This is a genomic window from Pseudomonas sp. GW821-FHT02H09 (assembly GCF_059421425.1).
On the sequence record NZ_JBWKVA010000001.1, the window covers coordinates 348,500 to 367,461 of the forward strand.

16 protein-coding genes are annotated in these 18,962 nt (G+C 57.5%); all 16 read left to right on the top strand.

Annotated elements, in window-relative coordinates:
- Window positions 1-191: 191 nt before the first annotated feature.
- Window positions 192-935 (top strand): UMP kinase, encoded by a 744-nt coding sequence (pyrH, locus tag AC07VR_RS01595; protein ID WP_003172271.1) that lies wholly within the window; start codon window positions 192-194, stop codon window positions 933-935.
- Window positions 932-1,489, top strand: coding sequence for a ribosome recycling factor (gene frr / locus AC07VR_RS01600; protein WP_494992556.1), 558 nt, complete (start codon window positions 932-934; stop codon window positions 1,487-1,489). Before pyrH ends, frr begins: the two co-directional genes overlap by 4 nt.
- 13 nt (window positions 1,490-1,502) lie before the next feature.
- Window positions 1,503-2,258 (top strand): polyprenyl diphosphate synthase, encoded by a 756-nt coding sequence (uppS, locus tag AC07VR_RS01605; protein WP_494992557.1) that lies wholly within the window; start codon window positions 1,503-1,505, stop codon window positions 2,256-2,258.
- A complete protein-coding gene (locus AC07VR_RS01610) occupies window positions 2,258-3,064 on the top strand; it encodes a phosphatidate cytidylyltransferase (RefSeq protein ID WP_494992558.1) in 807 nt (268 codons plus the stop codon). The genes uppS and AC07VR_RS01610 overlap by 1 nt, the downstream gene beginning before the upstream one ends.
- Window positions 3,061-4,251, top strand: coding sequence for a 1-deoxy-D-xylulose-5-phosphate reductoisomerase (ispC, locus tag AC07VR_RS01615; RefSeq protein ID WP_494992559.1), 1,191 nt, complete (start codon window positions 3,061-3,063; stop codon window positions 4,249-4,251). Before AC07VR_RS01610 ends, ispC begins: the two co-directional genes overlap by 4 nt.
- Window positions 4,252-4,305: 54 nt before the next feature.
- A complete protein-coding gene (rseP, locus tag AC07VR_RS01620; protein ID WP_494992560.1) occupies window positions 4,306-5,658 on the top strand; it encodes an RIP metalloprotease RseP in 1,353 nt (450 codons plus the stop codon).
- A 74-nt stretch (window positions 5,659-5,732) separates the two neighbouring features.
- Window positions 5,733-8,111, top strand: coding sequence for an outer membrane protein assembly factor BamA (bamA, locus tag AC07VR_RS01625; RefSeq protein WP_495010315.1), 2,379 nt, complete (start codon window positions 5,733-5,735; stop codon window positions 8,109-8,111).
- A gap of 45 nt (window positions 8,112-8,156) precedes the next feature.
- Window positions 8,157-8,660, top strand: coding sequence for an OmpH/Skp family outer membrane protein (locus AC07VR_RS01630; protein WP_017130863.1), 504 nt, complete (start codon window positions 8,157-8,159; stop codon window positions 8,658-8,660).
- Between the two features lie 3 nt (window positions 8,661-8,663).
- A complete protein-coding gene (gene lpxD / locus AC07VR_RS01635; RefSeq protein ID WP_494992562.1) occupies window positions 8,664-9,719 on the top strand; it encodes a UDP-3-O-(3-hydroxymyristoyl)glucosamine N-acyltransferase in 1,056 nt (351 codons plus the stop codon).
- 109 nt (window positions 9,720-9,828) lie between these two features.
- The gene (gene fabZ, locus AC07VR_RS01640) at window positions 9,829-10,269 is read left to right on the top strand and encodes a 3-hydroxyacyl-ACP dehydratase FabZ (RefSeq protein ID WP_494992563.1); all 441 of its coding nucleotides are present in this window, start codon (window positions 9,829-9,831) and stop codon (window positions 10,267-10,269) included.
- Window positions 10,266-11,042, top strand: a complete 777-nt coding sequence (lpxA, locus tag AC07VR_RS01645; RefSeq protein ID WP_494992564.1) for an acyl-ACP--UDP-N-acetylglucosamine O-acyltransferase — start codon at window positions 10,266-10,268, stop codon at window positions 11,040-11,042. Before fabZ ends, lpxA begins: the two co-directional genes overlap by 4 nt.
- Before the next feature lie 2 nt (window positions 11,043-11,044).
- Entirely contained in the window at window positions 11,045-12,175 is a 1,131-nt protein-coding gene (gene lpxB, locus AC07VR_RS01650) for a lipid-A-disaccharide synthase (protein ID WP_494992565.1), read from the top strand.
- Window positions 12,176-12,186: 11 nt separating this feature from the next.
- Window positions 12,187-12,813, top strand: coding sequence for a ribonuclease HII (gene rnhB / locus AC07VR_RS01655; RefSeq protein ID WP_494992769.1), 627 nt, complete (start codon window positions 12,187-12,189; stop codon window positions 12,811-12,813).
- Window positions 12,814-12,888: 75 nt separating this feature from the next.
- Window positions 12,889-16,410: a DNA polymerase III subunit alpha gene (gene dnaE / locus AC07VR_RS01660; RefSeq protein WP_494992566.1), complete on the top strand. Its 3,522-nt coding sequence runs from the start codon at window positions 12,889-12,891 to the stop codon at window positions 16,408-16,410.
- A 151-nt stretch (window positions 16,411-16,561) separates the two neighbouring features.
- Window positions 16,562-17,509, top strand: coding sequence for an acetyl-CoA carboxylase carboxyltransferase subunit alpha (locus tag AC07VR_RS01665; RefSeq protein ID WP_494992567.1), 948 nt, complete (start codon window positions 16,562-16,564; stop codon window positions 17,507-17,509).
- A gap of 136 nt (window positions 17,510-17,645) precedes the next feature.
- Window positions 17,646-18,959 (top strand): tRNA lysidine(34) synthetase TilS, encoded by a 1,314-nt coding sequence (gene tilS, locus AC07VR_RS01670; protein WP_495010316.1) that lies wholly within the window; start codon window positions 17,646-17,648, stop codon window positions 18,957-18,959.
- Window positions 18,960-18,962 lie beyond the last annotated feature (3 nt).

The window sequence follows — 18,962 nt, forward strand, 5'->3', positions numbered from 1 at the left end:
GCCCTGAAGAGGCTGCCCGCTCACGCGCGCAGCCTCTTTTCAAATGGGATGATCAATTTATTTGGCTTCCCTTCGGAACTGGCTTACAAAGCCGTGTTCCGATGGCGTTGTGATAGCGTCCAGTTAGAGTGAACGCAGGCTGCAAACAGCTTGCAAAGAATTTTTAAAATACGCCGCAGGAGAGATTCGCAATGGCTCAGCAGGGCAGTGGTTATCAGGCTCGCTATAAACGCATTCTACTCAAGCTCAGCGGCGAGGCCCTGATGGGCTCGGAAGAGTTCGGGATCGACCCCAAGGTTCTGGATCGCATGGCGCTGGAAGTCGGCCAGCTGGTCGGTATAGGCGTTCAGGTTGGTCTGGTGATTGGCGGTGGCAACCTGTTCCGTGGTGCAGCCCTGAGTGCTGCCGGGATGGATCGGGTTACCGGCGATCACATGGGGATGCTGGCCACTGTGATGAATGCCCTGGCCATGCGTGATGCGCTGGAACGTGCGAATATCTCCGCCATCGTTATGTCGGCTATTTCCATGGTTGGCGTAACCGATCACTATGATCGCCGCAAAGCCATGCGTCACCTGAACGCCAAGGAAGTCGTTATCTTCGCAGCCGGTACCGGCAACCCGTTCTTCACCACGGATTCGGCAGCCTGCCTGCGAGCGATCGAGATCGATGCTGACGTCGTGTTGAAAGCGACCAAGGTTGATGGTGTGTACACCGCTGACCCATTCAAAGACCCGCATGCCGAGAAGTTCGATCATCTGACCTACGATGAAGTGCTGGATCGCAAGCTGGGTGTGATGGATCTGACGGCCATCTGTCTGTGCCGTGATCACAAGATGCCGTTGCGCGTCTTTAACATGAACAAGCCCGGCGCCCTGCTGAATATCGTACATGGCGGCGCTGAAGGAACCCTGATCGAGGAAGGCCAACAATGATCAACGAAATCAAGAAAGACGCTAAAGATCGCATGCAGAAATCTGTGGAATCGCTGGCGCACAACTTCGGCCGTATCCGTACTGGCCAGGCGCACCCAAGCATCCTGGAGGGCGTGATGGTGCCGTACTACGGTGCTGACACCCCGATCAAGCAAGTTGCCAACATCACCGTCAAAGACGCCCGTACCCTGCAAGTTGTTGCCTTCGAGCGCAACATGCTGGGCGCCGTCGACAAGGCAATCGGCAGCGCAGGTCTGAACCTGAACCCGACCAACCTTGGTGAGCTGCTGCTGATCAGCATGCCGGCCCTGACCGAAGAAACCCGTCGCGGTTTCACCAAGCAGGCACGCGATGTGGCTGAAGATGCCCGTGTTGCCGTACGCAACATCCGTCGCGATGCAAACAGCTCGCTGAAGGATCTGGTCAAGGAAAAGGAAATCAGCGAAGACGAAGAGCGTCGTGCCACTGGCGAGATCGACGATCTGACCAAGAAGTTCGTAGCTGAAATCGACGCTAAGTTGGCGGAGAAAGAAAAAGACCTGATGGCCGTATAAGGGTCGCGTTTTCATGGAAAAGACCAAGCAGGCTGTACCGTCTTCGGTGCCGCGTCATGTCGCGATTATCATGGACGGCAATAATCGTTGGGCAAAAAAGCGCTTTATGCCGGGTATTGCCGGGCATAAAGCGGGTGTCGATGCTGTTCGTGCTGTCATCGAGGTGTGTGCCGAGGCCAAGGTCGAAGTGCTGACCTTGTTTGCCTTCTCCAGTGAGAACTGGCAGCGTCCGGCAGACGAAGTCAGTGGCTTGATGGATCTGTTCTTCAGGGCATTGCGTCGTGAGGCCAAGCGCCTCAACGACAACAACATCAGCCTGCGCATCATTGGTGACCGCTCGCGCTTCCATCCGGAGCTGCAGGCGGCCATGCGTGAAGCTGAGGCGATGACATCGGGCAGCAATCGTTTTATCCTGCAAATCGCTGCCAATTATGGTGGTCAATGGGACATTGCCCAGGCTGCCCAGCGCCTGGCGCGCGAGGTTCAGGCCGGGCATCTGCGACCTGAAGACATTACGCCAGAGTTGTTGCAAACCTGTCTGGCGACTGGCGATCTGCCCTTGCCGGACTTGTGCATTCGTACTGGCGGTGAGCACCGCATCAGCAACTTCCTGTTGTGGCAGTTGGCGTACGCCGAGCTGTATTTCTCCGACCTGTTCTGGCCGGACTTCAAACACGATGCCATGCGTTCTGCGCTGGCCGATTACGCTTCTCGTCAGCGCCGCTTCGGTAAAACGAGCGAGCAGGTCGAGGCTGGAGCCCGGGTTTAATGCTTAAGCAACGAATCATTACTGCGCTGATCCTGCTGCCAATCGCCTTGTGCGGGTTTTTCCTGCTCGAAGGTACGGGCTTTGCTTTGTTCATCGGGCTGGTGGTGACTCTGGGTGCCTGGGAATGGGCTCGATTGGCAGGTTTCACTGCTCAGTCTGCCCGGATTGTTTACGCAACCCTGGTCGCGCTGCTGCTGTTTTTCATGCATGTACTTCCCGGTCTTGCTCCATGGGTACTGGGTGCTGCTGTTCTCTGGTGGTTGCTGGCGACTTTCCTGGTGCTGACTTATCCACGGACCGGTGAGTATTGGGCTAGCGCGGCAAGCAAGTTGGTGATTGGTCTGTTGATCTTGTTGCCTGCCTGGCAAGGTTTGATCCTGATCAAGCAACAACCCTTGGGTAACTGGCTGATCATGGCGGTAATGGTGTTGGTCTGGGGGGCTGATATCGGTGCCTACTTTTCCGGCCGGGCTTTTGGCAAGCGTAAACTGGCTCCGCAAGTCAGTCCGGGCAAGAGCTGGGAAGGGGTTTATGGTGGTTTACTGCTTAGCTTGCTGATCACTGCCGTTGTCGGCTTTGTTCGAGACTGGAGTGGGGTGCAGGTGCTGTTGGGGTTGCTCGGCGCGGCGATTGTCGTATCGCTCTCGGTGGTCGGCGATCTGACTGAAAGCATGTTCAAGCGTCAGTCGGGGATCAAGGACAGCAGTAACCTGCTGCCGGGCCATGGCGGTGTGCTGGATCGAATCGACAGTCTGACAGCGGCTATTCCGGTATTTGCTGTCCTTTTGTGGATGGCTGCACTGTGAGTCGCCTACAACAGATTACCGTTCTGGGGGCGACGGGTTCGATTGGCCTGAGCACCCTGGATGTCATTGCTCGTCATCCCGAGCGCTACCAAGTGTTCGCCTTGAGTGGTTTCAGTCGTTTGAGCGAGCTGCTCGCGTTGTGCGTTCGCCACATGCCGCGCTTCGCAGTCGTTCCTGAGATCGCTGCTGCACGTAGCCTGCAGGACGACTTGCGGGCTGCCGGGCTGAAAACCCGCGTCCTGGTGGGGGAGGAGGGGCTGTGTCAGATCGCGGCCGATCCTGAAGTCGATGCGGTGATGGCGGCGATCGTCGGGGCAGCGGGTTTGCGTCCGACTTTGGCGGCGGTAGAGGCCGGTAAAAAAATCCTCTTGGCTAATAAAGAGGCGCTGGTGATGTCCGGCGCGTTGTTTATGCAGGCTGTGCGCAAGAGCGGTTCGGTCCTGTTGCCAATCGACAGCGAGCACAACGCGATTTTTCAGTGCATGCCCAGTGACTTTGCTCGCGGGCTTGGCGCTGTCGGGGTTCGGCGGATTCTACTGACTGCCTCCGGTGGTCCGTTCCGGCAAACACCGTTGTCAGAGCTTGCGCAAGTTTCGCCCGAGCAGGCTTGTGCGCACCCCAATTGGTCGATGGGTCGCAAGATCTCGGTTGATTCGGCAAGCATGATGAACAAAGGCCTTGAGTTGATCGAGGCTTGCTGGTTGTTCGATGCCAGGCCTGCCCAGGTCGAAGTGGTCGTTCATCCGCAGAGCGTCATTCATTCGCTGGTCGACTATGTCGATGGCTCGGTGTTGGCGCAATTGGGCAATCCTGATATGCGTACGCCGATTGCCAACGCCCTGGCCTGGCCTGAGCGAATCGACTCCGGGGTGGCGCCTCTTGATCTGTTCTCAATCGCGCGACTGGACTTCCAGGCTCCCGATGAAGAGCGTTTTCCATGCCTGCGACTCGCGCGTCAGGCGGCGGAGGCGGGTAACAGTGCGCCTGCCACGTTGAATGCTGCAAATGAAGTGGCTGTGGCAGCCTTTCTTGATCGACGCATCCGCTACCCGGAGATCGCGAGTATCATCGAGGAAGTATTAAGCCTCGAGCCTGTGGTTGCCGTCGACGAACTCGACGCGGTGTTCTCGGCGGACGCCAAAGCCCGTACCCTGACCGAGCAATGGCTGAGTCGCCATGGGCGATAAATGTTGCGGCGGATTCGAGTGTATCGGCACTGGATAGGAATGCGGAGAAAGTAGATGAGCGCGCTCTATATGATTTTCGGCACCCTGGTTGCTCTGGGCGTGCTGGTCACCTTCCATGAATTCGGCCATTTTTGGGTGGCGCGCCGCTGTGGCGTCAAGGTTCTGCGTTTCTCTGTGGGCTTCGGTATGCCCCTGCTGCGTTGGCATGATCGCCGCGGTACGGAGTTCGTGATCGCTGCCATCCCGTTGGGTGGTTATGTGAAGATGCTCGATGAGCGCGAAGGTGAAGTGCCGGCTGATCAGCTCGATCATGCCTTCAATCGCAAGACTGTTCGCCAGCGTATCGCTATCGTCGTGGCCGGTCCTGTTGCCAACTTTCTGCTGGCTCTGGTGTTTTTCTGGGCGTTGGCGATGCTCGGCAGCGAGCAGGTGCGTCCGGTCATCGGTGCGGTTGAGGTCGGTAGTCTTGCTGCAAGGGCCGGCTTGAGCCCCGGTCAGGAAATCGTTGCGATCGATGGTGAGCCGACTTCTGGTTGGGCGGCCGTCAATCTGCAACTGGTGAGCCGATTGGGTGAAAGTGGCTCCTTGCAGTTGCTGATGCGCGAACAGGGCTCGACTGTCGACTCACCTCATGAGCTGATGCTGGATCATTGGCTTAAAGGTGTTGATGAGCCCGATCCGATTCACGCGCTGGGGATTCGCCCTTGGCGTCCAGCGTTGCCGCCGGTGCTGGCCGAGCTTGATCCCAAAGGGCCTGCGCAGGCTGCCGGCCTGAAGATGGGCGACCGTCTGCTGGCGCTCGATGGCCAGGCGTTGAGCGATTGGCAGCAAGTCGTTGATTTGGTCCGTGTACGGCCTGATACCAAAATTATGCTGCATGTTGAGCGTGATGGTGCTCAAATCGACGTCCCTGTGACCTTGGCTGCCCGTGGCAAGTCGAAAGTCGCGAGCGGTTATCTGGGGGCCGGGGTAAAGGCTGTCGATTGGCCACCAAGCATGATTCATGAGGTCAGCTTCGGTCCGCTGGCTGCGATCGGCGAGGGTGCCCGGCGGACCTGGACCATGAGTGTGCTGACCCTTGATTCACTAAAGAAAATGTTGTTCGGCGAGCTCTCGGTAAAAAACTTGAGTGGACCGATAACCATTGCTAAAGTGGCGGGCGCTTCTGCCCAGTCGGGTGTCGCTGATTTCTTGAATTTCCTTGCTTATCTGAGTATTAGCCTGGGAGTTCTCAATCTGTTGCCCATTCCTGTACTGGATGGGGGGCATTTGTTGTTTTATCTGATTGAGTGGGCGCGTGGTCGCCCCTTGTCGGATCGGGTGCAGGGTTGGGGGATACAGATCGGTATCAGTTTGGTGGTCGGGGTGATGTTGCTTGCTCTGCTCAACGATCTGGGTCGACTGTAACGCTTCGCTGAATTGCGAATCTGCCGCATTTTGCGGCAGTTTGTTTATTGCCAGTTGGAATAAGAAAGGACTTCATGAAACGTCTGCTGCTAACTGCGGTTCTCACCGTATTGATGATCGCCGAAGTTCACGCCGAGTCCTTCACTATCTCCGATATTCGCGTCAATGGCCTCCAGCGGGTGTCCGCGGGTAGCGTCTTTGGTGCCTTGCCGTTGAACGTTGGTGAACAGGCGGATGATCGTCGCCTGGCGGAATCCACTCGTGCATTGTTCAAAACCGGTTACTTTCAAGATATCCAGCTGGGCCGCGATGGCAATGTCCTGGTCATCACTGTAGTCGAGCGTCCATCTGTTGCCAGTATCGAGATCGACGGAAACAAGGCGATCTCCACTGAAGACCTGATGAAAGGCCTCAAACAATCCGGTCTGTCCGAAGGCGAGATCTTCCAGCGTGCGACCCTTGAGGGCGTGCGTAACGAACTGCAGCGTCAATATGTTGCTCAGGGCCGCTACTCGGCGACCGTCGACACCGAAGTGGTGCCGCAGCCGCGTAACCGTGTTGCCTTGAAGGTCAATATCAACGAAGGCACTGTCGCCGCTATCCAGCACATCAACGTGGTGGGTAACACGGTCTTCCCTGACGAAGATCTCATCGACCTGTTCGAACTGAAAACCTCTAACTGGCTGTCGTTCTTCAAGAACGATGACAAGTACGCTCGTGAAAAATTGTCCGGTGACCTGGAGCGCCTGCGTTCCTACTACCTGGATCGTGGCTATATCAACATGGATATCGCTTCGACCCAGGTTTCGATCACCCCGGACAAGAAACACGTCTACATCACTGTCAACGTTAACGAAGGTGAGAAGTACAGCGTTCGTGACGTCAAGCTGAGCGGTGACTTGAAAGTGCCTGAAGACCAGGTCAAGTCGTTGCTGCTGGTACAGAAAGGTCAGGTTTTCTCGCGCAAACTGATGACCACCACGTCTGAATTGATCACCCGTCGTCTGGGTAACGAAGGCTATACCTTCGCCAACGTCAACGGCGTGCCGCAGCCCCATGAAGAAGATCACACCGTAGATATCACTTTCATGGTCGATCCTGGCAAGCGCGCATACGTGAACCGTATCAACTTCCGTGGCAATACCAAGTCGGAAGACGAAGTGCTGCGTCGTGAAATGCGTCAGATGGAAGGAGGCTGGGCGTCAACCTACCTGATCGACCAGTCCAAGACCCGTCTGGAACGTCTGGGCTTCTTCAAGGAGGTCAACGTCGAGACGCCGGCTGTACCGGGTGTCGATGACCAGGTTGACGTGAACTACGCCGTTGAAGAGCAAGCGTCCGGTTCGATCACCGCCAGCGTCGGTTTTGCTCAGAGCGCCGGTCTGATCCTCGGTGGCTCGATTACCCAGAACAACTTCCTGGGTACCGGTAACAAGGTCAGCATCGGCTTGACCCGTAGCCAGTACCAGAGCCGCTACAACTTCGGTTATGTCGACCCCTACTGGACTGCTGACGGCGTCAGCCTGGGTTACAACGCTTTCTATCGCACCACTGACTACAAAAACCTTGATGTCAACGTAGCCAACTATGCGGTAGACAGCCTGGGTGCGGGCGTCAGCGTCGGTTATCCGATCAGCGAGACTTCGCGTCTGACCTTTGGTCTGACGGCGCAGCAAGACAAGATCAATACCGGTCAGTTCACCGTTGACGAGATTTTTGACTTCGTTAACCGTGAAGGTAACCAGTACCTGAACTTCAAGGCTTCGGCCGGTTGGTCCGAGTCGACTCTGAACAAAGGCGTGCTGGCGACCCGTGGTCATTCCCAGAGCCTGGTTCTGGAAGCAACGACCCCTGGCAGCGATCTCTCGTTCTTCAAGCTCGATTACCGTGGTCAGCTGTTCCAGCCATTGACTGATAGCTACACCATGCGTCTGCACACTGAGCTGGGCTATGGTGATGGTTACGGTTCGACCAATAGCCTGCCGTTCTACGAGAACTACTTTGCAGGTGGTTTCAACTCGGTTCGCGGCTTCAAGGACAGCACTCTCGGGCCTCGCAGTACGCCGAGTCGTGGCGTTAACCCGGGAACTTCCGTCGACCCGGACCAGAATGCGCTGCCGTTTGGTGGTAACGTCCTGATTCAGGGTGGTGTAGAGGTTCTGTTCCCTCTGCCGTTCGTGAAAGATCAGCGTTCCTTGCGCACTTCGGTATTCTGGGACGTGGGTAACGTATTCGACTCGACTTGCACGCAGAGCACTAACGCCGATGGTTCGAAGTCTAAAACGCAGTGCAACGAGGTCAGTCTGAGCAATATGGCCAGTTCGGTGGGCGTTGGTGTGACATGGGTTACTGCCCTTGGTCCGTTGAGTTTCGCATTGGCAATGCCGGTCAAGAAACCGGACAGCAATGCTGAGACCCAGGTATTCCAATTCTCCCTCGGTCAGACGTTCTAATCGTCTGATCCAAGATAACGACAATGGTTTTTGTAGGAGTGCATCGTGCGTAAGTTGACTCAATTGGTTCTCCTGGCGACTGTCCTGGTAGCGACCCCGGCATTTGCCGAAATGAAAATTGCGGTACTGAACTATCAAATGGCTCTGCTGGAGTCTGACGCGGCGAAGAAATACGCTGTGGATGCCGAGAAGAAGTTCGGTCCACAACTGACCAAGCTAAAGGCTCTTGAAAGCAGCGCCAAAGGCATCCAGGACCGTCTGGTCAGTGGTGGCGACAAAATGCAGCAAGGCGAACGTGAGCGCCTTGAACTCGAGTTCAAGCAAAAGGCCCGTGACTTCCAGTTCCAGTCCAAGGAACTGAACGAAGCCAAAGCCGTTGCCGACCGTGAAATGCTGAAACAGCTCAAGCCGAAACTGGATAGCGCTGTGGAAGAAGTCATCAAGAAAGGTGCTTTTGACCTGGTCTTCGAGCGTGGCGCAGTGATCGATGTCAAACCTCAGTACGACATCACTCGCCAGGTTATCGAGCGCATGAATCAGCTGAAGTAATCCATGACTGCGACTATAAAACTCGGCCAGTTGGCCGAGTTCCTCGGCGCCACGCTACGTGGTTCCGCGGAGAAAGAAATTACTGGGCTAGCCACCTTGCAGGAGGCTGGCCCAGCTCAGTTGAGCTTTCTGGCAAATCCCCAATACCGTAAATATCTGGTCGGCAGCCAGGCCGCAGCCGTGTTGCTGAAGGCCGCTGACGCCGAAGGTTTTGCCGGTGATGCGCTGGTTGTAGCTGATCCATACCTTGCGTACGCGCGGATTTCCCATCTGTTCGATCCCAAGCCTAAAGCCAGTGCCGGTATTCATCCGACTGCGGTTGTGGCTGAGGATGCGGTGGTCGATCCGGCTGCGAGCATTGGTGCATTTGCCGTGATCGAAAGCGCCGCGCGCATTGCCGCTGGTGTCACGGTCGGCGCTCACTGCTTTGTTGGTGCTCGCTCTGAAATCGGTGAAGACGGTTGGCTGGCTCCTCGAGTGACGCTTTATCACGACGTACGGATCGGCAAACGCGTGGTGATTCAGTCCGGCGCTGTCATTGGTGGTGAAGGTTTTGGCTTCGCCAATGAAAAAGGTGTCTGGCAGAAGATTGCCCAGATCGGCGGCGTGTTGGTCGGTGACGATGTGGAGATCGGCGTGAACACTGCCATCGACCGCGGTGCGCTGGCCGATACCGTGATCGGTAATGGCGTGAAACTGGATAACCAGATTCAGATCGCCCACAACGTGCAGGTCGGTGATCACACCGCCATGGCGGCGTGCGTGGGGATCTCCGGCAGTACCAAAATCGGCAAGCACTGCATGCTCGCCGGTGGTGTCGGTCTGGTTGGGCACATCGATATTTGCGACAACGTTTTCCTGACCGGAATGACCATGGTGACTCACTCGATTACAGAGCCGGGTTCCTATTCTTCCGGTACGGCGATGCAGCCTGCCGCCGAATGGCGCAAAAGCGCGGCACGCATTCGTCAGCTCGACGATATCGCGCGACGCCTGCGGCAATTGGAAAAGCGTGTAGGTGACGTGACCCCTGGCGGTAATGCTTCATCAGATGGCTGAAACCATTTCCATATCAAGTGTGCACAGCCGCTAGACTGCCTCCTTGATTTGCTAGAGGAGTGCGCGTCAGTCGCGCGCTCCCAATCTTTACTACAGGCTTCCCCCCGAAATGATGGACATCAACGAGATTCGCGAATACCTGCCTCACCGTTACCCTTTCCTGTTGGTGGACCGGGTAGTGGATCTGGATGTTGAAGGCAAGTGCATTCGTGCCTACAAGAATGTCAGCATCAACGAACCATTCTTCAATGGTCACTTTCCGGCACATCCGATCATGCCGGGCGTGCTGATTATCGAGGCGATGGCTCAGGCTGCCGGTATCCTTGGTTTCAAGATGCTGGATGTGAAACCGGCCGATGGCACCCTTTACTATTTCGTCGGTTCCGACAAGCTGCGCTTCCGCCAGCCGGTACTGCCAGGTGATCAGTTGATTCTTGAAGCCAGGTTCTTGAGCTGCAAGCGTCAGATCTGGAAGTTTGAATGCCAGGCTTCGGTCGATGGCAAGCCGGTCTGCTCCGCCGAGATCATTTGCGCGGAACGCAAACTATGAGTTTGATTGACCCTCGCGCAATCATCGATCCGACGGCCGTTCTGGCCGACGACGTCGAGGTCGGCCCCTGGTCGATCATCGGCGCTGGTGTGGAAATCGGCGAGGGTACAGTGATCGGGCCACATGTGATTCTCAAAGGCCCGACCCGAATCGGTAAGCAAAACCGCATCTACCAGTTTTCCTCGGTAGGTGAGGACACGCCCGATCTCAAATACAAAGGTGAGGAAACACGTCTGGTGATCGGTGACCATAACGTCATCCGTGAAGGCGTAACCATTCACCGTGGGACCATTCAGGATCGTGCCGAAACGACCCTGGGCGATCACAATCTGATCATGGCCTATGCGCACATCGGCCACGACAGTGTCATCGGCAATCATTGCATTCTGGTCAACAACACCGCGTTGGCCGGTCATGTGCACGTTGAAGACTGGGCGATTCTCTCCGGCTTTACTCTGGTTCATCAGTACTGCCATATCGGCGCTCACAGCTTTTCTGGCATGGGTACCGCTATCGGCAAGGATGTTCCGGCCTACGTCACGGTGTTCGGCAACCCTGCCGAGGCGCGCAGCATGAACTTCGAAGGCATGCGCCGTCGTGGTTTCAGCGACGACGCGATCCACGCTCTGCGTCGCGCCTACAAGGTGGTTTACCGTCAAGGGCTGACTGTCGATCAGGCACTTGCCGAGCTGGCCGAGCCGTCCGCACAGTTTCCGGAAGTCGCGGTTTTCCGTGATTCTATCCAGTCTTCGACTCGCGGCATTACTCGTTAATCATGGCCACTTTGCGTGTTGCACTGGTGGCGGGCGAGGCCTCCGGCGATATCTTGGGCGCTGGCTTGATGCGCGCCCTCAAGGCACAACATCCTGCGGTTGAGTTTATCGGTGTCGGCGGACCGCTGATGCAGGCCGAAGGCTTGACTTCCTATTTCCCGATGGAGCGTCTGGCCGTCATGGGGCTGGTTGAGGTTCTGGGGCGTTTGCGTGAGCTGCTGGCTCGACGCAAAAAGCTTATTCAGACCTTGATCGCGGAGAAGCCGGACGTATTCATCGGTATCGATGCGCCGGACTTCACGCTGAATATCGAACTCAAACTGCGGCAGGCCGGGATCAAGACCGTGCACTACGTCAGCCCGTCTGTCTGGGCCTGGCGTCAGAAACGCGTGCTGAAGATTCGTGAAGGTTGCGATCTGATGCTGACGCTGTTTCCGTTCGAGGCGAAATTCTACGAAGAGAAGGGCGTGCCGGTACGTTTTGTCGGTCACTCCCTGGCCGATGCGATCCCGCTTGAGGCAGATCGCGCCGCAGTCCGTGCAGAGCTGGGGTTGCCTGATGGACCCCTGGTTGCCTTGATGCCGGGTAGTCGCGGTGGCGAGGTCGGTCGTCTGGGAGGTTTGTTTCTTGACACCGCCGAGCGTCTGCGTGCCTTGCGTCCAGGCGTGCGTTTTGTCATGCCATGCGCCAGTCCTGAGCGCCGTGTGCAGCTCGAAGAGTTGCTGGCAGGCCGCGACTTGCCGTTGACTCTGCTCGACGGACGTTCCCATCAGGCTCTCGCTGCCTGTGACGCAGTGTTGATTGCCTCCGGTACCGCGACCCTGGAAGCGCTGCTGTACAAGCGGCCGATGGTGGTCGCTTATCGCCTGGCGCCGCTGACGTTCTGGATTCTCAAGCGCATGGTAAAAAGCCCCTATATATCTCTGCCGAACTTGCTGGCGCAGCGTTTGCTGGTGCCCGAGTTGTTGCAGGACGATGCAACTGCCGAGGCGCTGGCGCAGACGGTGTTGCCATTGATCGACGGCGGCGAAGAACAAACCCGTGGTTTTGACGAGATTCATCGGACCTTGCGTCGCGATGCCTCGAATCAGGCCGCCGAAGCGGTATTGAACCTGATCGGCAAACCAGTATGAGTGGTGTAAAGATGCAAATGGGTCTGGATTTCACCTTGGTTGCCGACGCTGAAGACCTGGTTGCCGGTGTTGATGAAGTCGGACGCGGGCCTTTATGCGGTGCTGTGGTGACCGCGGCGGTGATTCTCGATCCGAATCGGCCGATTCTCGGGCTCAACGATTCGAAAAAGCTCACCGAAGCCCGTCGCGAAAAGCTTTATGACGAGATCTGTGAAAAGGCCCTGAGCTGGTGCATTGCCCGCGCTGAAGTTGAAGAAATCGACGAGCTGAATATCTTGCACGCCACCATGCTGGCCATGCAGCGCGCAGTGGAAGGGCTAAGCATCACCCCAAAACTGGCGATGATCGACGGCAACCGCTGCCCGAAGCTGGCGATGCCGGCTGAAGCGGTGGTCAAGGGTGATAGCAAAGTCCCGGCGATTGCCGCAGCTTCGATTCTGGCAAAGGTTAGCCGTGACCGTGAAATGGCTGCTTTCGAATTGATTTACCCTGGCTACGGCATTGGCGGGCACAAAGGCTACCCGACTCCCGTACATCTGGAGGCCTTGGCCCGCTTGGGTCCGACGCCGATTCACCGACGCTCGTTCGCGCCTGTGCGTCTGGCGTATGAGGCGCTGGAAGGGTTGACTGAGGTTTAGTCAACAGGCTGATGTTTTGCTCAGGGCCCGGTACAATCCGGGCCTTGTTGTCTTCACGCTTATGACAGGATCACTATGCCGGCTTCATTCGTTCACCTACGCCTGCACACTGAATATTCCCTGGTCGACGGTCTGGTGCGGATCAAACCGCTGGTCAAGACGCTGGTCGGCATGAACATGCCTGCCGTGGCAGTCACCGACCAGAACAACATGTGTTCCCTGGTCAAGTTTTACAAGGCAGCCATGGGCGCCGGGATCAAGCCGATCTGCGGTGCTGACCTGTGGCTGTCGAACAAGGATCCTGAAAACCCGCTCAGCCGCATTAGCCTGTTGGCAATGAATGGCGTCGGTTATCGCAATCTCACCGAGTTGATCTCCCGCGGCTTTATCGATGGTCAGCGCAATGGCCAGATCATCATCGAGCGCGAGTGGGTGGCCGAGGCCAGCGAAGGCTTGATCATGCTGTCGGCGGCGAAGGAGGGCGAGATCGGTATTGCTCTGCTTGGCGGCAATCCGGATGAGGCGGAGACGCTGGCCCGTGAATGGATGGCGGTGTTCCCGGATCGTTTCTATCTGGAAGTACAGCGCACCAATCGCCCGAATGACGAAGAGCAACTGCACGGTGCCGTCGCCCTGGCCGAGAAGATCGGCGCGCCATTGGTGGCAACCAACGACGTGCGCTTCCTCAAGCGCGAAGACTTCGAAGCCCACGAAACCCGCGTCTGCATCGGCGAAGGCCGCGCCCTCGACGATCCGCGCCGTTCGAAGAACTACAGCGACCAGCAGTACCTCAAAAGCGCCGATGAAATGGCTGAGTTGTTCAGCGACTTGCCTGAAGCGCTGGAAAACTCGGTCGAGATCGCCAAACGCTGCAACATCGAAGTGAAGCTGGGCAAGCACTTCCTGCCCAACTTCCCGATTCCCGATGGCATGACCATCGATGAGTATTTCCGCAAGGTCTCGTTCGACGGCCTGGAGGAGCGGTTGTCCGTCCTGCTGCCCAAGGACACTACCGAAGATTATGAGGCCAAGCGCCAGGTCTACGTCGACCGGTTGAATTTCGAGCTGGATATCATCATCCAGATGGGTTTCCCCGGTTACTTCCTGATCGTTATGGACTTTATCCAGTGGGCCAAGAGTAACGGTGTGCCGGTCGGTCCGGGTCGAGGGTCAGGTGCCGGATCGCTGGTGGCCTACGTGCAGAAGATCACCGACCTTGACCCGTTGGAATATGACCTGCTGTTCGAGCGGTTCCTTAACCCGGAACGAGTTTCCATGCCCGACTTCGACGTCGACTTCTGCATGGATGGTCGTGATCGCGTAATTGAATATGTGGCCGAGAAATATGGTCGCAACGCGGTAAGCCAGATCATTACCTTCGGCTCCATGGCGGCGAAAGCTGTGATTCGTGACGTGGCACGGGTGCAAGGCAAGTCCTACGGCTTGGCGGATCGGCTGTCGAAGATGATTCCCTTCGAAGTCGGCATGACCCTGGAAAAAGCCTACGAGCAGGAAGAAATCCTCCGGGACTTCATCAAGATCGATGAAGAAGCCGCGGAAATCTGGGAGATGGCGCGCAAGCTTGAAGGTGTTGTGCGTAACGTGGGCAAGCACGCCGGTGGCGTGGTTATCGCACCGACCAAACTCACCGACTTCTCGCCGATCTATTGCGATGAGGAAGGCGACGGTCTGGTAACCCAGTTCGACAAGGACGACGTCGAGGCCGCCGGTCTGGTGAAGTTCGACTTCCTGGGGCTGCGGACCCTGACCATCATCGATTGGGCGCTGAAAACCATCAACCGCGACCGCGCCAAGGTCAACGAGCCGCCGCTGGATATTGCGTTTATTCCGCTGGACGACAAGCCGACCTACACGCTGCTGCAAAAAGCTGAAACCACTGCGGTGTTCCAGCTCGAATCGCGCGGCATGAAAGAGCTGATCAAAAAGCTCAAGCCCGACTGCCTGGAAGACTTGATCGCACTGGTGGCGTTGTTCCGTCCGGGTCCGCTGCAATCGGGCATGGTGGATGACTTCATCAACCGCAAGCACGGTCGCGCCGAACTCGCCTACCCGCACTCCGATTACCAGTACGAAGGCTTGAAGCCAGTATTGGCGCCGACCTACGGCATCATCCTGTATCAGGAACAGGTGATGCAGATTGCGCAGGTCATGGCCGGTTACACCCTCGGTGGTGCGGACATGCTGCGTCGAGCCATGGGTAAGAAAAAGCCCGAGGAAATGGCCAAGCAGCGCGGCGGTTTCATTGAAGGTTGTGCGACCAATAATATCGATGCCGACCTTGCCGGTAACATCTTCGACCTGGTAGAGAAATTTGCCGGTTATGGCTTCAACAAATCCCACTCGGCCGCCTATGGGCTGGTCTCGTACCAGACGGCATGGCTGAAGACTCACTATCCGGCACCGTTCATGGCCGCGGTACTTTCTGCGGATATGCACAACACCGACAAGGTCGTGACCTTGATCGAAGAAGTGCGCACCATGAAGCTGCGCCTCGACGCGCCGGATGTGAATACCTCCGAATTCAAGTTTACGGTGAACGACGAAGGCCGCATCGTTTACGGCCTCGGTGCGATCAAGGGTGTTGGTGAAGGTCCGGTGGAAGCCATCACCGAGGCGCGTCAGGAGGGGCCGTTCAAGGACCTGTTCGATTTCTGCGCCCGGGTTGACCTCAAACGCATCAACAAGCGCACGCTGGACGGTTTGATCCGCAGCGGCGCGCTGGATCGCCTCGGTCCGTACTTCCATGACGAGCCGAAAGCCTATCAGGCCGGCATCGACCAGAACCGTGCGGTATTGCTGGCGGCAATGGAGGAGGCGATCAAGGCCGCCGAACAAACCGCTCGCACCCATGACAGCGGTCATGCGGACCTGTTTGGCGGCCTGTTCGTCGAAGAAGACGCCGACGTCTACGCCAGCCACCGCAAGGCCAAGGAATTGACGCTCAAGGATCGTCTGCGCGGGGAGAAGGAAACCCTCGGCCTGTACCTCACCGGTCACCCGATCGATGAATACGAGGGTGAAATCCGACGCTTTGCCCGTCAGCGCATCATCGACCTGAAGCCGGCTCGGGATACGCAGACGGTCGCGGGCATGATCATCGCACTGCGGGTGATGAAGAACAAAAAGGGCGACAAGATGGGTTTCATTACCCTCGACGATCGCTCGGCGCGCATCGAAGCGTCGCTGTTTGCCGAGGCGTTCCACTCGGCACAGTCCTTGTTGCAGACCGATGCGATGGTGGTGGTCGAAGGTGAAGTCAGCAACGACGACTTCTCCGGCGGCCTGCGCCTGCGAGTCAAGCGGGTAATGAGCATGGAAGATGCTCGCACCAACCTGGCCGAAAGCCTGCGCCTGAAGGTGCACACCGAGGCCTTGAAAGGTGATCGGCTTCGTTGGCTGGGCGAGTTGTTCAAGCGTCATCGCGGGGCGTGCCCGATTACCGTGGAGTACACCGGCCCGGACGCCAGGGCGTTGCTGCAGTTTGGCGAAACCTGGCGAATAGACCCGGCAGACAGCTTGATTCAAGCCCTGCGTGACCAGTTCGGGCGAGACAACGTCTTCCTCCAATACCGTTGACGGTGAGGTGCCGCTCTTTGTCATTTGAGCACGCCCTGATCTCGACCAAATTTTTAATCTCGACCTGAACGCGCCTCTCCCTTAAGGTAGGGCGCGAATAGACAACTGGCCGGCCCAAGCTCTCTTGGACGTCGACCCAAGACGGACGCCTATGAACCCGAATTTTCTTGATTTCGAACAGCCGATCGCCGACCTGCAAGCCAAGATCGAAGAGTTGCGCTTGGTCGGTAATGACAATTCGCTGAATATCGGCGATGAAATCTCTCGTCTGCAAGACAAAAGCAGCACACTGACCGAGGACATCTTCGGCAAGCTGACCAGCTGGCAGATCGCGCGCCTGGCGCGTCACCCGCGTCGCCCGTATACCCTCGACTACATCGAACACATTTTCACCGAGTTCGATGAGCTGCACGGCGATCGGCACTTCTCCGACGATGCTGCCATTGTCGGTGGTGTTGCCCGTCTGGACGACCAGCCGGTGATGATCATCGGTCACCAGAAAGGCCGCGAAGTGCGCGAGAAAGTTCGCCGCAACTTTGGCATGCCACGTCCGGAAGGCTATCGTAAGGCCTGCCGTCTGATGGAAATGGCCGAACGCTTCAAGATGCCGATCCTGACCTTCATCGACACTCCGGGCGCATACCCTGGCATCGACGCTGAAGAGCGCAACCAGAGCGAAGCGATTGCCTGGAACCTGCGCGTCATGGCACGCCTGAAAACCCCAATCATTGCCACCGTGATCGGTGAGGGCGGTTCCGGTGGTGCGCTGGCGATCGGTGTCTGCGATCAGCTGAACATGCTGCAATACTCGACTTACGCGGTTATCTCTCCGGAAGGTTGCGCTTCGATTCTGTGGAAAACTGCCGAGAAGGCACCGGATGCGGCTGAAGCCATGGGCATTACTGCCGAGCGCCTCAAAGGCCTGGGTATTGTCGACAAGGTTATCAATGAGCCGCTGGGTGGTGCGCACCGTGATCCGGCTGGCGCAGCAGCGTCGATCCGTGCCGAACTCAGCTCGCAACTGGCGATGTTGAAGAAGCTGGATAACGACAAGCTGTTGGCTCGTCGCTACGAGCGTCTGATGAGCTACGGTCTCTGATTTGACGCTGATCTACTGTAGGAGCGAGCGGTGCGGCGATCCGGCTTGCCCGCGATAGAGGCGCCTCGGTCAATCTGACTGATCGCGTTATCGTTCATCGCGAGCAAGCTCGGCTCCTACAGGTTTTGGTGCGTTCATGACTCTTTGCGCAACACTTCTCAAGCAACTTGCCCCCTGGCGCAACGCCTCGACCTGGCGCATCGCCTTCTCCGGCGGACTCGACTCCACCGTTCTGCTGCATCTGCTCGTGCAACTCGCTAAAACCGAATCCCTGCCGACACTCTCTGCCATCCATGTCCATCACGGCCTTCAGGCTGTGGCCGATGCGTGGCCGGAACATTGTCAGTCGGTCTGTGATGCGTTGGGCGTGCCGCTGCAGGTGATTCGCGTCGAGGTCCGGCCCGGCGCCAGTCTTGAGCGTGCCGCCCGGGATGCGCGTTATGGCGCCTTCATCGCGGCGACCGGGGCCAATGAATTGCTGTTGACCGCTCAGCACCGCGACGATCAGGCTGAAACACTGCTTTTCCGTTTGTTGCGTGGGGCAGGGGTGAGAGGGTTGTCGGCGATGCCCGAACAGCGCCCGCTGGGGCACGGACATTTGCTGCGACCACTGCTCCATGTGTCGCGGGCCGAGTTGGAGGCTTATGCCGCTGAACATCAGTTGAACTGGATCGAAGATCCCTCGAATGATGATCGGCAGTTCTCCCGCAATTATTTGCGCCATCAGGTGTTCCCGGTACTGACCGAGCGCTGGCCACAGGCGGTGACGACCATCGCTCGCAGTGCTGCGCATCTGAGTGAGGCGCAAGGGCTGCTCGATGAGCTGGCTGAAATGGATCTCGCTAATGCCTGCACTGTCAGCGAGTTCGATTGGCTGGGATTACCGTCGCTGGCGTTGGCCCCCCTGGAAAATCTGTCGTTGGCTCGCCAGCGCAATGCCTTGAGTCACTGGCTGGCCGCGTGGACCCTTTTGCCTGATAGCGACCACTGGTCGGGCTGGCAGGCCTTGCGCGACGCTGCGGGCGATGCAAGGCCCATCTGGTGTCTGGCAGACGGAGAGTTGCATCGGGCCGCAGGGCGAATCTGGTGGCTGTCTGGCAGTTGGCTGCGAGCTCCGGAACCGGCTCCGATCTGGACGGATGCGGCCTCGGCTTTGCTGTTGCCCGATAACGGTAGGCTGAGATTCAGTGGTCAAATCCCCGAAGGGCCATTACACGTTCATTACCGTCGGGGCGGTGAAGTCATGCACCTGCCGGGGCGTGGTCACCGGGACCTGAAGCGCTTGCTCAACGAAAGCCGCCTGCCATTGTTCGCCCGTGGCAGATTGCCGCTGGTGTACCGCGGTGAGCAATTACTAGCGGTTGCGAACCTCCCTGGACTGAGCGCAAGTGCCCATGAATGTTGGCAATTGCATTGGCTGCCACCGACGAGCGATCAAGGTTTGAGCTGAAAG